The organism is Streptomyces sp. NBC_01260 (genome assembly GCF_036226405.1).
Classification (GTDB): Bacteria; Actinomycetota; Actinomycetes; order Streptomycetales; family Streptomycetaceae; genus Streptomyces; species Streptomyces laculatispora.
Window position 1 is genome coordinate 1,187,818 of the sequence record NZ_CP108464.1, and the last position, 13,856, is coordinate 1,201,673.

8 protein-coding genes and 1 pseudogene are annotated in these 13,856 nt (G+C 68.6%); 5 read left to right on the forward strand and 4 right to left on the reverse strand.

What is annotated here, in order from left to right; translation table 11 throughout:
* Positions 1–17 precede the first annotated feature (17 nt).
* Together OG322_RS05305 and OG322_RS05310 are read left to right on the forward strand one after the other, a co-directional pair.
* Positions 18–5,261, forward strand: coding sequence for an RHS repeat-associated core domain-containing protein (locus OG322_RS05305; RefSeq protein ID WP_329306113.1), 5,244 nt, complete (start codon positions 18–20; stop codon positions 5,259–5,261).
* Positions 5,252–5,686 carry a hypothetical protein gene (locus tag OG322_RS05310; RefSeq protein ID WP_329306114.1) on the forward strand — a complete coding sequence of 145 codons (435 nt, stop codon included), beginning with the start codon at positions 5,252–5,254 and terminating at the stop codon, positions 5,684–5,686. Before OG322_RS05305 ends, OG322_RS05310 begins: the two co-directional genes overlap by 10 nt.
* A 58-nt stretch (positions 5,687–5,744) precedes the next feature.
* On the opposite strand, the gene OG322_RS05315 is transcribed toward OG322_RS05310, so the two are convergent.
* The 3 genes and pseudogenes from OG322_RS05315 to OG322_RS05325 form a co-directional block, all read right to left on the reverse strand.
* Positions 5,745–6,026 (reverse strand): hypothetical protein, encoded by a 282-nt coding sequence (locus OG322_RS05315; protein WP_148085540.1) that lies wholly within the window; start codon positions 6,024–6,026, stop codon positions 5,745–5,747.
* Between the two features lie 139 nt (positions 6,027–6,165).
* Positions 6,166–6,817: pseudogene (locus tag OG322_RS05320) on the reverse strand (nucleotidyl transferase AbiEii/AbiGii toxin family protein).
* Positions 6,814–7,173 (reverse strand): hypothetical protein, encoded by a 360-nt coding sequence (locus OG322_RS05325; RefSeq protein WP_123463646.1) that lies wholly within the window; start codon positions 7,171–7,173, stop codon positions 6,814–6,816. The pseudogene OG322_RS05320 and the gene OG322_RS05325 overlap by 4 nt, the downstream one beginning before the upstream one ends.
* Positions 7,174–7,386: 213 nt before the next feature.
* On the opposite strand from OG322_RS05325, the gene OG322_RS05330 reads away from it, so the two are divergent.
* From OG322_RS05330 to OG322_RS05340, 3 genes are all read left to right on the forward strand, one after another.
* Positions 7,387–9,222: a hypothetical protein gene (locus OG322_RS05330; protein WP_123463644.1), complete on the forward strand. Its 1,836-nt coding sequence runs from the start codon at positions 7,387–7,389 to the stop codon at positions 9,220–9,222.
* A 283-nt stretch (positions 9,223–9,505) separates the two neighbouring features.
* Positions 9,506–10,114 carry a nucleotide exchange factor GrpE gene (locus OG322_RS05335; protein ID WP_123463642.1) on the forward strand — a complete coding sequence of 203 codons (609 nt, stop codon included), beginning with the start codon at positions 9,506–9,508 and terminating at the stop codon, positions 10,112–10,114.
* Positions 10,115–10,165: 51 nt separating this feature from the next.
* Positions 10,166–12,667 (forward strand): Hsp70 family protein, encoded by a 2,502-nt coding sequence (locus OG322_RS05340; RefSeq protein WP_329306115.1) that lies wholly within the window; start codon positions 10,166–10,168, stop codon positions 12,665–12,667.
* A gap of 60 nt (positions 12,668–12,727) precedes the next feature.
* On the opposite strand, the gene OG322_RS05345 is transcribed toward OG322_RS05340, so the two are convergent.
* Positions 12,728–13,855 carry an AAA family ATPase gene (locus OG322_RS05345; protein WP_123463638.1) on the reverse strand — a complete coding sequence of 376 codons (1,128 nt, stop codon included), beginning with the start codon at positions 13,853–13,855 and terminating at the stop codon, positions 12,728–12,730.
* Between the last annotated feature and the right edge of the window lies 1 nt (position 13,856).

Here is a 13,856-nt window from a genome sequence, read left to right on the forward strand (position 1 = left end):
GCGGGGGTGCGTGAGGGATGGCGTTCTGGATGGCCGCGGCGTCGGTCTGGGCGGTGCTGCAGCTGTTACTCCTGTCCTGGCCTGCCCGGACGGTGCGCTGGCCCTTGGTGGCGCTGGCCTTCGGCGTCGGAATGTACGGCTGCGGTGTCGCCTCGATGTTCGTCGAGCTGGTAACAGCACGGCAGTTGGCAGCCTCTCGGCACGAGTCGCTGAGCGCGGTCATGGACACGGTGTCCTGGACGACGGCCCCGGCGGCCGAAGAGTTGATCAAGATCCTGCCGCTGCTGATCGCCGGTTGGGCGCTGCGCAGGCGGATGCAGTGGGGGCTGACCGACTTCGTGGTCCTGGGCAGTGCCACGGGGGCGGGCTTCGGCCTGCTGGAGTCACTCTCGATGTACGGCGGCTCCGCGGGCCGGGCCGTCGACCTGCCCGCCGGCGGCTGGCGGATCGTCGAGAGCCTTGGCTCACATCCGTACGTCCCCGACTTCTGGCACATCGTGGGGAGTCTGTTCCCCGCCTCGACCGGCACTGAAGAACTCGAACAGCCGGTCATGCCCTACGACCTACACATCTTCGCCAGCACACTGGGCGGACTCGCGGTCGGCCTGCTGTGGTGCGCACGCCGCCCACTGCTCCGGGCAGCGGGGTTGCTGCCCCTGGCCGCAGCCGTCGCCATCCATGGGGTGAACAACTACGCCGCCGTCTTCTCCAACAGCGACGACGACACCGCGATGTGGTGGCGGGAACAGCTGACCGAGACCTGGGGACTATGGATCGTCCTCGGCACGCTGGCCGCCGCCTGGTTGTGGGACTGGCGGCGCGCCCGCCTCGGCAAGGACCGCGAGCCCGGAGTCCGGCTGACCGCCGAGCGCGAAGGCCGCACCTCCTGGCAAGCCCTCCTCGACTACGCACTGCTGCATGTCCCGGCCACCTGGATCATTGCCTTCGGATATGCCCGCCGGCGCCGAGCCCTGCTGTACGCAGCGGCCCATCCGCGCAGCGACCCCGACCGGCTCGCCGCCCTGCGCGAGGCACTGGCCGAGCAGACCCGGCGCATGGATGCCACCCACAACCGGGAATCGTGGCAGGGCACTTCACTACGTGAGCTGTGGAAGCGGGCCCGTGCACAGCGCCGCCGATGGCCGCTGCAGGAGAAGCTGCTCCTCGTACTCGGTCTGCTCATCGCCATCCCCTCCCTCCTCTATCTGGGCGTGGGCTCCTTCAAGTCCACCCAGGACCTGCAGAAGTACTTCGCCGAGGGCACCGGCCTGCGCCTGCTGATCGGCGTGGCCCTCGCGGGCCTGGCCCTGACCGCGTGGCGCCTGGCGCTGACCTTGCGCGGCTACCGTCCGGCCGCCGCCCAGCCGCAGGCCGAGGCCCTTGCCCTGGTCCAATTCCGCCTTGTCCTGTGCACCGGCTCCCTGGCGATCGGTCTTCTGCTCCTGTACCGCTGGGAGGAGATCGCGGACGACGGGAACCTGTTCAACGCCTACGAAACCTTGGGCACCGGCGGTTTCCTACTGGAGAAGCTCCTCGAGGTCGACCTCCCGCTGCTGTTGAGCATCGCCATGCTGGCGCTGATGTTCACCCCGATGGGTGGCGCGGCCGGACTCCTGATGGGCGGTTCGATGTCCGAGCTGCTCCTTGGCGCACTGGCTCCGCGGCTGGTTGCGCCACTCGCGGCCCGGCTTGGTACCCGGTTGGCGGCCCGGTCGGTGATGGGCTGGGCACGGGGTGCTTTGGGCCGGGGGCGGGGTGCGTTCGCGCGGGGCCGGAACCGGCTCCGGCACGGCCGGACCGACCCGGTGGATCTGGCGACGGGTCGGATGTTCCTGACCCTCACCGACCTGGAGCTGCCCGGGACACTGCCGCTGGTGTTCTCCCGGCGGGTGGACTCGGGCTATCGGGCCGGGGGGTGGTTCGGACCTACCTGGGCCTCCACGGTCGATCAGCGCCTGGAGTTCGACGAGCACGGGGCGGTGTTCTTCACCGCGGACAGCTGGCTCCTTGCCTACCCACATCCGCTCACGGGTGGCGCACCGGTGTGGCCGGCCGAGGGAGACCGGTGGCCGCTGGCCCTGACCGATAGCGGCACGTACACCCTCACCGACCCGGACAGCGGCTGGATACACCGGTTCGCCCCGGCCGGCGAGGGCCTCGCCCTGCTGCGGCAGATCACGGACCGCCACGGTAACCGGATCACCTTCTCCTACGACGCCGAAGGCGCCCCGACCGAGATCACGCACTCCGGCGGTTACCGGCTGCAGCTCACCACCGCCGGTAACCGGGTCACCGCCCTGCACCTGGGCGAGACCCTGGTGCAGAGCTACCGCTACGACCAGGCGGGAAATCTCACCGAGACGGTCAACTCCTCGGGTCTACCACTGGCCTTCGGCTATGACGGCGCGGGCCGGATCACTTCCTGGACCGACACCAACCACCGCTCCTACGCGTACACCTACGACGAGCAGGACCGGGTGATCGCCGAGGGCGGTGAGGGGGGCCACTACACCTGCAGCCTGGAGTACGACGACACCCATCCCGAGCACCCCGGCCTGAAGGTCACCACCCTCACCTCGGCCGACGGGGCCGTCTCCCGCTATCTGATCGACCACCGGCATCTGGTGGTCGGCGAGATCGACCCGGTCGGAACGCTCACCCGCACCACCTACGACGACCACGGCCGCACCCTGGCCGAGACAGATGCCCTGGGCCGCACCACGGGCCTGCGCTACGACGCTTCCGCACAGCCGGCCGCGGTGATTCACCCGGACGGCAGCGAGACCCTCATCTCCTGCGACAGCACAGGAAACCCGGTCCAGATCACCGGCCCCGACGGTGCAGTCTGGCGCCAGACCTTCGACGCGGCGGGCAACCGCACCACCCTGACAGACCCGCTCGGCGCGAGCACCCACTACCTCTACGACCCCCACGGCGGCCTCCTCGCCGTCACCGACCCACTGGGCGCCACCACCCGCGTCCACTGCAACCCGGCCGGCCTGCCGGTGGAGATCACCGACCCGCTCGGTCACACCACCCGCCTGGAGCGGGACGCCTTCGGCCGCGTCAGCTCCGAGACGGACCCCCTCGGCGCGGTTACCTCCTACACCTGGTCGCCGGAAGGGCAGTTACTGAGGTGCACCACCCCCGACGGGGCCACCGAAGCGTGGGCCTATGACGGTGAAGGCAACCGCACCAGCCACACCAACCCGGCAGGCGGGGTGACGTACTACGAGTACACCCATTTCGACCTGCTCACCGCCCGCACCGACCCTGACGGGGCCCGCTACACCTTCGCCCACGACGCCCAGGCCCGCCTCACCCAGGTCACCAACCCCCAGCACCTGACCTGGAGCTACACCTACGATCCGGCCGGACACCTCATATCCGAGACCGACTTCGACGACCGCACCCTCACCTACGACCACGACCCGGCAGGCCAACTCACGGCCTCCACCGACGCCTTGGGTCAGATCACCCGCTACACCTACGACACCCTGGGCCGCCTCGCCGCCAAGGACGCAGCGGGCCGACAGTCAACCTTCGCCTGGACCCCCACCGGCGACCTCGCCCGAGCCACCAACCCGGATGCGCGGCTCTCCCGGGAGTACGACCCGGTGGGCCGGCTGCTCTCGGAGACCGTCAATGGCCACGCCCTGCACCTGTCCTACGACCCGGCCGGACAGCTCACCGGCCGCCGCACCCCCACCGGCGCCGAAAGCAGCCACACCTACGACCTGTCGGGCCGACGCACCACCCTGACCACCGCCGGCCGCGAACTGACCACCGCCTACGACGCGGCGGGACGCCAGACCCGCCGCCGCTGGAGCACCGGCCAGGCGCTCACCCAGAGCTGGGACCCCGCAGGGCGCCTCCTCGCATCGCAGCACACCGCACCCACCGGCCAGACACTCCTCGAGCGGGCCTACACCTGGCGCCAGGACGGCTACCTCACCTCCACCGGCGAGGAGCACTACACCCTCGACCCGGCCGGCCGTATCACCGCCGTTCAGGCCGCTAACTGGAGCGAGGCCTACGCCTACGACCGGGCGGGCAACCAAACCCACGCCGCCTGGCCCGAACGACACCCCGGCTCCGACGCCGCAGGCCCACGCACGTACACCGGCACCCGCATCCACACCGCCGGCACCCTCCGCTACGAACACGACGCCGCCGGCCGCACCACCCTGCGCCAAAAAACCCGCGACTCCCGCAAACCCGACACCTGGCGCTACACCTGGGACACCGAGGACCACCTCACGGCGGTCACCACCCCCGACGGCACCCGCTGGCACTACCTGTATGACCCCCTCGGCCGCCGCATCGCGAAGCAACGCCTCACCGACAACGACACCATCATCGAGGAGACCCGCTTCACCTGGCACGACACCACTCTCATCGAGCAAGTCGCCACCTCCCCCGACTGGCCCGGACACCAAAGCCTGACCTGGGACTACGACGACACCAGCCTCGTTCCCCTGGCCCAGACCACCCGCTACACCCCGGCCGCCGACGCACCCCCATCCGAGATCGACACCCGCTTCCACACGATCATCACGGACCTCATCGGCACCCCCACCCACCTCGTCGACGAAACCGGCACGATCACCTGGCAGACCCGCACCACCCTGTGGGGCACCACCACCTGGAACCAGGGCGCCACCGCCTACACCCCCCTCCGCTTCCCCGGCCAATACCACGACCTCGAAACCGGCCACCACTACAACCTCCACCGCCACTACGACCCCGAAACCGCCCGCTACCTCACCCCCGACCCCCTCGGCCTCGAAGCCGCGGACAACCCTCTGGCATACGTCCACAACCCCCATAATTGGAGCGACCCGCATGGCCTGGCACCCTGCCGACCGCTGATTTGGCAAGTAGAAAATCAGGGTGCCGGGTCAAGGAATATCTGGACAACCGACCTCAGCCATGTGACCGGAAGGACAGCCAGATCCAGGAACCGTGCAATCGATATAATGATCAGGCGCGACTTCCCCAACCTGAGGTTCACGCATCAGCCTAAATACAGCCCATGGGTGAGCACCGGGATCGCGAGGCGTGGAACTGGAACACAGATAGGGAAGAGTCGCTTCGGGAGTTCAAACGATCTGCGTAACACTCTTGTACACGAAGAGCTTCACCATCGATGGTTCTCCAGAAATCTGAGCGGCGCTCACCATCCGAGAAATGGATCGGGGAATAGTGCACGTTTCTACGGGATCGTGGAGCGGTACATGAGAATGAGAGGATGGGAATGATCGAGCAGTCGGTAGAATTTATGCAAGAATGCACAACTTGCAACCATCCCTGCGAGGGGTGGATGACTCAATTCATCAAGCAGCAGAAATTGCACTGGGCCGTCGAATGGTCCTGCAGTGACTGCGGAATTGAAGCGCACGACGAAGAGTCCGGAGTAGCTCCTGACTATATTCGACAAGCCCTCCTTTCTGAACATGGATCAGCTTGCATCGTTTCTAAATCCGTCAACAAAAGAGGCAGATCACTGAAGGTCTTCCGCGATGTATTTGAGCTGCCCATTCAAGGTGCGAAGAATTATTCTGCGCAACTGTCAACAACAGGGTGGCGAGGAACTTACGTAGAAGTTTCCTTGCTCTCCGAACTCCTCGAGTCGGCAGGGATCGAAGTTGAAACATGCGACCGGCCCGACGCAGTTGATCTCTAAGCTGACTTGAGTTGGCTTGCCCGTCGGAATGGCTTGGCTTGCGAACGAGCGCGACCCCTTAGGGCCTGCCGGAAATCAACACGGCGGTTTGATCTGGGGTGTTCACTGATCGGCGGATCCGGTGATCAAGGAAACGCCGGATGAGCGACACCACCATCGGCTCGAAATGCGCGACGTGTGCGCCATGGGCAACGAGGACAAGGGCTTCTCCTGCCTGACGGCAATGGTACAGGCTCCGCGCGCCGCCGCACGGTTCGACGGAATGCGCCCCTCTGGCCACGGCGCGGCCGTATTTCCGCGGCTCGCCGACCTTCATGCCTGCGAGCGCAATGTCGCCCACTCGCTCTCCAGCATCGAGTGCACGACCGAGCCGTGCCACCGCCCTGCCTTCTCAATGTGCTGCCGAATGACGCCCTCCTCGACCATGCCGGCCTTGGTCATGGTTCGGGCCGCGACCTCACCAGGGACGGAATACCTGGTCAGCAGTTTTCGTCGTGCAACCGTTCGCCCAGGTCAGTCGCCCACTCCCCCGCCCACGTCTTGAGCTCGGCGACCTGTCGCAGGGTGAGCCCGTAGGCGGTGTAGTCCTCGTCCTCGTACCAGTCCGCACCCGTCAGCCGGTCGCGAAGGTCCGCGAGACTGAACTCGTCCTGGGCGCGCCGACGACCGAGGGACTCAAGGTCGGCGAGGGAACGGTGGCGAGACGCGGCCTGGACGTCGATGAGGTCACGGACCGTGCCTCGGTCGGCGAGAGCCCGTACCTTGGTGCCGATCACGTCATCCAACGAAAGAACGGGACCGTACGGAGTCTGGGCGGGTGGCGCCCAGAACGCCTCTTTGAGTACGCCGACCTCGCACGCCTCGCCGGTGACTGGGTCCGTGACCAAAAAGCGCCCGCTGAGCGGGTCCGTCTAGACATGGGTGGTCTGCCAGCCACGCTCAGTGAGGCCTGCCGTGAGAGAGGCGACGATCTCGCGCATCGGCGCAGGGTTCTCGGTGGCAACGTCGAGGTCCCGACTGAATCGCTCCACCAGACCGTGCGCCTGCACGGCGTATCCACCGGTAAGCACCAGAGGAACGGAGATCGATGATGTCCGCTAGGAGCCTCTCGTGCAGCGGCGGCAGCTTCACGCAGCGGTCCCCGCCGACGGAGCGGACCGGACCAGCTCCGGAAAGGCGTCTTCCCACGCATCACGCAGATGCGGGCTGATCAGCCTGCGCAGTACGGGCCACTGCTCCAGCAACAGCCTTCGGTTCAGGAAGACGGCCAGATCCTCACGCATCCCCTCCGCGAGGACGGTCCGGTACAGGGTCATGCACGACTTGGGGCGGTCCAGGCTGTAGTTCGTGCGGCCGGACCAGACAATGTGAAGTGGCAGATCGACCGCCCCGTGAACAGGACCGTCGAGCTCCTCCAGGCGATGGGGCAGCCGACGGCGGTACCGGTCACGCAGTGTCTCGGCTCGGGGGGCGGGCGGAACGTTCATGTCCTTATTATCGCTGATGCGCACGGTGACACCGCAAAATTGAGGCATCCTCCCGGCTTCCCCAGGACGTGAAGATCACCTCTACGTGGGCGGGCCTCCGGGCCCGGCGAAATCGCGCCAAGATCGACCCACACCTCAAGAATGCGTTGACATCGCCAACACACCTCCCTACGGTTGCTCTCCTCGCATGGGGGATCGAAGGGACGACAGCACGTGCAGCTGGAAGGCGCCGGAGGACCGGCCCCGGACTTCACAGCGGAATCCCTGCTGAATGCGGCGGAACAGGCCTTTCTGCGAGCCGAGTTCCAGGTCGTTCGACCGCTTCTGCAGCAACTCCAGGGAGAGTTCGGCCTGTCCGGCACCGGTCCCGTCGCCGTGCGCTACGACGCTCTGCTCGGCGCGCTGGCCGCGCGAGCCGGCAACTGGGCCGAGGCGGTGCGGCGGTGCCCCGAGGACCTGGACGAGGTGGCGACCGGCGTCCTCCACTCCCTCGCGCTGAATGCTCTCCGTGAATTGGGTCAGGAAGGCCGCCACACCGACGCCGGGATCGCGTCAGTCGCCATCGTGCTGTGGGCCTATCTCCTGGACGAAGAGGACCCTGGGAACTTCCGCGCGCTGCTCACCGAACGGCGCGGTGCGCCTGTGGCCGATGCCCTCTGGGGCCAGAGCCTCGCCCGGCTGCGCGATCGTATCTCCAGCCTGCTGCACGCCCTGGACGTCCGGGGCGGACGGGACGACCTCGCCGCATGGCACACAGCCTGGCACGTCCAGCTCATGGACCCGACCGTCATCCCTGGCTACCTCCCGACAGACGCTGGACCGCATGCCCTGGTCGACCTCGAGGAAGCCTCCTGGCATCTCATCGACGAAGGCAGAGGCGGCGACCTTCTCACCGCCTTCACCGCCCGCCGCCCCGACCCCGGCACCTGGCCGACCAAGCTGCTCGGCCACCGCACGTGCGCCATCCCGCTGGCCCGGGCCCTCGCCACCCGGGGAATGGACCGGGTACGGGGCGGCAAGTGGAGCGAGGCACTTGCCGACTTCGGTACGGCGGTGCGACTCGGGCACACCCTCCCGGAGGACGAGCGGGCTGCCGTCCGCCGGGCGGGGAACAATGTCGGGCGCAGCCGTACCGGGGGCAACAACTCTCCCCTCGTACGCATCGAAGGACTCGAGCAGGCCCATGCACTCCTGCCCGGGGACACCGCTCTGGCTGCCGAACTGACCGCAGAACTGGTCCGTCAGGGCCAGGAGATCGTCGGCTCCGACCCCACGATGAGCCGGTGTCGCTTCGCCCGAGCCCTGACCCTGGCGCCCGGGCACCCGGACGCCCGCGCAGGTCTCGACGACCACCTGAGGGCGGATCTGCGCCGGGCGCTCAACGGTGCGGACGTGGGGGACGGACTCGCCGCCGAGAAGGTGCGGGACCTGCTCAAGCGGGATCCGGACTGTGCGGCGGCACGGATGTGGCTGGAGGACCACTACGCGACACTGGCCGTCTCCGCCGCGGTCCGGGGACATACGGCCGACGCACAGCATGCAACCCACGCGATGCTCGTCTGCGTCGGCCCAGAAGACTTCCACGACGCGGCAGACGTCGACGAGCAGCTCATCGACCTCCTGGTCACCGCCGCCGATGGCCTCGTCCCGGAAGGAGACCGGGACGCCCTTGAGCACCGGGTCGAACTGCTGCACACGGCCCTGACGCTGTCCGATCCAGCCGGCCGCGACATCCGGAAAGACCTCGACACAGCGCTCCTCGACCTCGCGGAGCATCTGGAGAGCGCAGCGCCGCCTTCCGCCGTCATCGAGCTGTTCCTGCGGGATCTGATGCGGACCGGGACGGAAGGGCGATTCGATCAGGTCGTGAAGGCTGCCTATCTGCACCGCGCCAGGGACCGCGAAGAGGCGGGAGACCTGGGAGGCGCACGGCGCGACCGAGACTGCGCCGAACGGATCGGTGCCGGGATGCCGCCCCAAGTCCCGCTTTTCGGCCCCGCTCTCCGCCCCTCCCGCCGAGCCGACCTCGAACAGGACACCCTCTTTTGACCACCGGCGCTCCCTCCCCTCAAAACCCTGGGACCGAACCGTCCCCTCTCCCCTGGTTCGGCCCCACCCTCCACGAACTCCTCCCGGACGCCCCGCTCGGTACCCGTCCCCTGGGTCTCCGGAGGCTGGCGGCGCCTGAGCTCACTGCCTCCGCGGCTCTTAAGGATTCGGCCAGACACGCGCTCGTTCGCCGGGCCAACCAGAATTCGCACACACCCGTCGACGCCCTCGTCGCCGAGATGCTCACCCCGCCCCTGCCCGGTCACAGCACCGAGGAGCGCCCATGACCGACCCCGGTCCCACCTCCGCTGTCGGCGGCGGCCCGCCGTCCGAGCTCGACAAGATGCGGCACAGGGTCGCCATCCTGTCCGAAAAGCGGAAGACCGCCGAAGGGCAGCTGAGGGGCCTGCTGGGTTCGCTGCTCGCTCTGGACGACGTGCTGGCCGACACGCGTGTCCGCGCCGACGCCCTGCACACGGCTCGGTCTGCCCGCCAGACGGCTTCGGCCGCGCTCGCACTGGGCGAGCAGATTTATGCGGCCCACCTGATGCTGCGTCGGGAACTCGAGCAGCACGACGTCAGGCCGATGGTTGTCGTAGGCAGGGCCGTCGACCCGGCGGAGATGCGCGTCGTGGACACCGAGCCGCACCCGAGCCGTCCGGAAGGCACCGTGCTGCGGGAGAAGGCCACCGGCTTCCGTCAGGGGTCCGCCACGTTGAGGCCCGCTGAGGTTGTCGTCGCAGTGCCTGGGCCCGCGCCCGATCTCGTACAAGAGCCCGACCCCGGGGCCGGACCTGTGCGTGCTCAACCTCGGCGCACCACTCGTTCCCAACGGCAGCTTCTGCGCAAGCCGTCGGTGGTTGCAAAGCGCCGCCGATCCCGCCGCGCCTGACCGCGCGTCCGCTCCTCCGCCATACCAAGACGATCAGGAAGTACGCCTTTCATGCACCGGACTCTCGGTATCGATCTCGGCACCACCAACTCCGTCACGGCCTGGATGCACGACGGCGTCCCCGTCGTCCTGCCCAACCGGGACGGCGGCCGGGCGACCCCCTCGGCCGTCGGGGTCGGCCCCGACGGCGGCCTGCTCGTCGGGCAGGAGGCCCTCAGCTGGCGCGGCGGTGCCCCCCGTTCCGTGATCACGGAGGTCAAGCGCCTCATCGGACGACGCTGGAACGACGGGCTCGTCCAGAAGGCGCTGAAGACCCGGCCCGACGACGCCCCGCCCGTCCGGGAGAGCCCTGATGGTGCCGTGGAGATCCAGGTCGGCTCACACTGGCTCTCCCCCGTGCAGGTGTCCGCCATCCTGCTCCGCCGGCTCAGAAAGGACGCCGAGGACGCAGCGAGGGCCTCGTTCCGACGTGCGGTGATCACCGTGCCCGCGTACTTCGCCGAGCCCCAGTTCGACGCGGTGCGGTCGGCCGGGCGACTGGCCGGTTTCCACGTGGCGCGCATCGTGCAGGAACCGACGGCCGCCGCGCACGCCTTCGGGGTCCGCCCCGGCGAGGACGGGCTCAAGGACTACGCCACTGTGCTCGTCTTCGATCTGGGCGGCGGCACCTTCGACGTGTCGCTCCTGGCGATCGGCCCCGGACACTTCTCCGTAGCCGCGCTGGGCGGGGACAACCTACTCGGCGGCGCCGACTTCGATGCGCTGCTCGACACGCAATTGAGGACACGTCTCGGCGAGCGCGACCACGGCGGGGACGGAGACGCATCCCGCATCCGGGCCGCCGCCGAGCGGGCAAAGATCGAACTGTCCGCACAGGACGCCGCCGAGGTCGTCCTCGCCCCGCTCGGAAAGCAAGGCGGCGCCTGGTCCGGGACCCTGCGGCGTGCCGACTTCGAATCACTCCTCACCGGCCACCTGAGCAGGATGAGGGAGACGGTCGAAACAGTGCTCACCGAGTACAGCGCGACACCCGAGGACGTCCAGCGGGTCCTCCTCGTCGGTGGTTCCACTCTCGTGCCGGCCGTCCGGCGCGGGCTCCAGGACCTCTTCGGTGCCGACACAGTGTCCGACGCGGTGGACCCCATGACAGCCGTCGCTCACGGCGCGGCGGTAGAGGCCGGCCTCCTCCAGACGCTCGACTGCCCGTCCGAGACGTGCACTGTCGAGAAGATTCCCGTCGATTCCGAGGCCTGCCCGGCCTGCGCCGTGCCGCTGCTCGGTACGCCCACAGTCGACTGCCCGGACTGCCACGTCCCGGCCCCCGAACTCACCGCTGCCTGCCCGGTGTGCGCCACGGACCTGTCCGGACTGCGCTCGGCCACCCCGGCCGTCGCTCCCTCCGAATGCCCGGCCTGCGGCCGGGATGACAACCCCGCCGGAGCGACCATCTGCGGTGACTGCGACGCCGCCCTGGACTCCGGCGGCCTGAAGTGCCCCGGCTGCTCCATGGTCAACGCCGCGGGTTTCAGCTCCTGTTCATTCTGCGGCGGCGACTTCGGCACCGCTCTCCCCCAGCAGGTCACGGCCCAGACCATCGGGGTCGAGCTTGCGGACGGCACCGTGGGGGCTCTCTTCCCCGGCGGTACCCCGTACCCGACCGAATGGCATCGGGTGGACGGCCTCGCAGTCCGCAGCAACAACGCCACCTCCGTGGGAATCAATCTCTGGGAAGGGCCGCATCTGCGCTCTGCCCGGCGCAACGAGTTCTGCGGCGGCTTCGTCCATGAGCGCCCCGGTGGCCTCCGGGGCGAAGTACCGCTCACCCTCCAGGTGCGGCTCGACGCCGACCGGACCATCGGGCTGCGGTATCGCATCGGCTCCGACGACTGGTGCGGTGCCAAACTCCGGCGCAACCCGGTGTCCCCCGCCGTCGGGCGGAAGGCGGCCGAACTACAGGCCCGCTACGCCGACTTCCTGGACACCTGGAAGCAGGATCTCACCCACGCGGAGCGCGACGCGCTCACCGAGACCATGCACGACCTTGCGGCGCTCGGCCGCGGGGAGAGCCTGAGCCACTCCCTCGATGGACTGCTTGACTCCGCTCGCGACACCCTTGATCTCTGCACACGCGCCCGAAGCACCCAGGCCGGCGCGAGGATCTTCGCCCAGGGGGGACGCGGACTGCTGCCTGCGGTACTCGTGGAGGACCTGCGGAACGCGGCCGAGGCAGTCCGGGACGCGCGCGAGGCCATGGACACGGCTGCGATGCGGGAGGCCACGGAGCGGGTGGATGACTTGTCGACCGGCATCGACCCGTCCATCCGAAACGCGCTCTACGCCATCCGACTCGCTGAACAGGACGCCTACCCCACGACAATCCGAACTGAGGTCATCGCCGCCCGCGATGCCCTGCGCAGCGCCGTGTCGCGTAACGACAAGAGTGCCCTCGATGCCCAACTCGTCCTCCTCGGACGGCTTGGCAAGCAGGGGCTCGATCAGTTCGCGGAGGGCGCTCCGTCGATCTCGGGGATCGTCCGGCCGTCCCGGCGGTGAGCGGGGGCATCGCTGTGGGGCGAGGTCATGCCGCACGACCCGCGGCTCGTCCCACGCCGCTCAGCGCATCGTGGCCCAGCCGCCCAGCCCCTCCAGATGCCGCGGCAGCCGCGACCCCTGCCAGCCCAGGATCAGGCGCTGGCGGGCTCTGGTGATCATGACGTAGTACGCCATGCGGAGGGACGCTTCGGTCGGGTCGGCGGCGGAGTCGGTCTCGGCGTCGGCGACGACCACCGTGTCGAAGCCGAGACCCTTGGCGCTGGCACGGTGGACGAAGACGACGCCGGGGCGGGTCAGATCGAGGTTGCGGTAGCGGTCGCTCTGAGCCGCCGAGCTGTACAGCTGAGGTTCGGTTGGGAGGTTGGCCCGTTCGAGGCGGCGCATCAGGTCTGCGGCCGTGGGGAGGGAGTTCACGATGACACCGATGCGCTGCTTCGGTGCGCGTAGAGCCAGGCCGGCGATGTCGTCGGCGAGGTCCTTCGGGCCCGAGTAGCGACGGATGGCAGGAAGCGTGCCGCTGCGGACCGGCATATCCGGCTGTGTGCCACCGACTCGGAAGTGTTCGGCGAGGGAGGCGATCTCGCGGGTGTTGCGGTGGTTGCCGCTGATCTCGACGCGGCTCGTCGAGTGGCCGAGCGTGGATGCGATCTCGTTCAGGGTGGAATTCGTCTCCGTGAGGCGCTGGCATTCGTCGGCGAACACCGTGGTCGACACGGCGGACAGGCGGACCATCCGATAGAAGCCGGGAGGCAGGTCCTGGCCCTCGTCCACGACGAGGTGCGGAGTCACCGTCGTCTCGCTCGCGTCGATCGTGGCGGCGGCCAGGCCCGTGAGTTCAGTCCAGTCGAACCAGCCGTCCGCAGTACGCACCGCGCCGCGTCCATACCGGCGCATGATCCAGGCGTGGGCGGTGGATGCCTCGATCGCCGCGCCCGGCACCGTGAGGTCGTCGAGTGTGGCCTGGAGGAGCCGGCAGAGCAGTTTGGAGCGAGTGAGCAGCACGGTGGGGCGGCCGGTGAGGGCGAGGTGTACGGCCCGGTGGGCAGCGAGCAGGCTCTTGCCGCTGCCGGGCGGTCCGCTGACGAGGTGGTTGCCCGTCAGTGGCAGTGCGTCGAGGCAGTCGCGCTGTGCCGGGGTGAGGTCCGGGTGGAGTACGGGACCCGTCGTGGCCGGGTTCGTGGTGGTCATG

Bases quoted from the DNA above. Each gene is read 5' to 3' on its own strand.
- OG322_RS05305 (WP_329306113.1), top strand. From the start codon at position 18: ATGGCGTTCTGGATGGCCGCGGCGTCGGTCTGGGCGGTGCTGCAGCTG.
- OG322_RS05310 (WP_329306114.1), top strand. From the start codon at position 5,252: ATGGGAATGATCGAGCAGTCGGTAGAATTTATGCAAGAATGCACAACT.
- OG322_RS05325 (WP_123463646.1), bottom strand. From the start codon at position 7,173: ATGAACGTTCCGCCCGCCCCCCGAGCCGAGACACTGCGTGACCGGTAC.
- OG322_RS05335 (WP_123463642.1), top strand. From the start codon at position 9,506: ATGACCGACCCCGGTCCCACCTCCGCTGTCGGCGGCGGCCCGCCGTCC.
- OG322_RS05340 (WP_329306115.1), top strand. From the start codon at position 10,166: ATGCACCGGACTCTCGGTATCGATCTCGGCACCACCAACTCCGTCACG.
- OG322_RS05345 (WP_123463638.1), bottom strand. From the start codon at position 13,855: ATGACCACCACGAACCCGGCCACGACGGGTCCCGTACTCCACCCGGAC.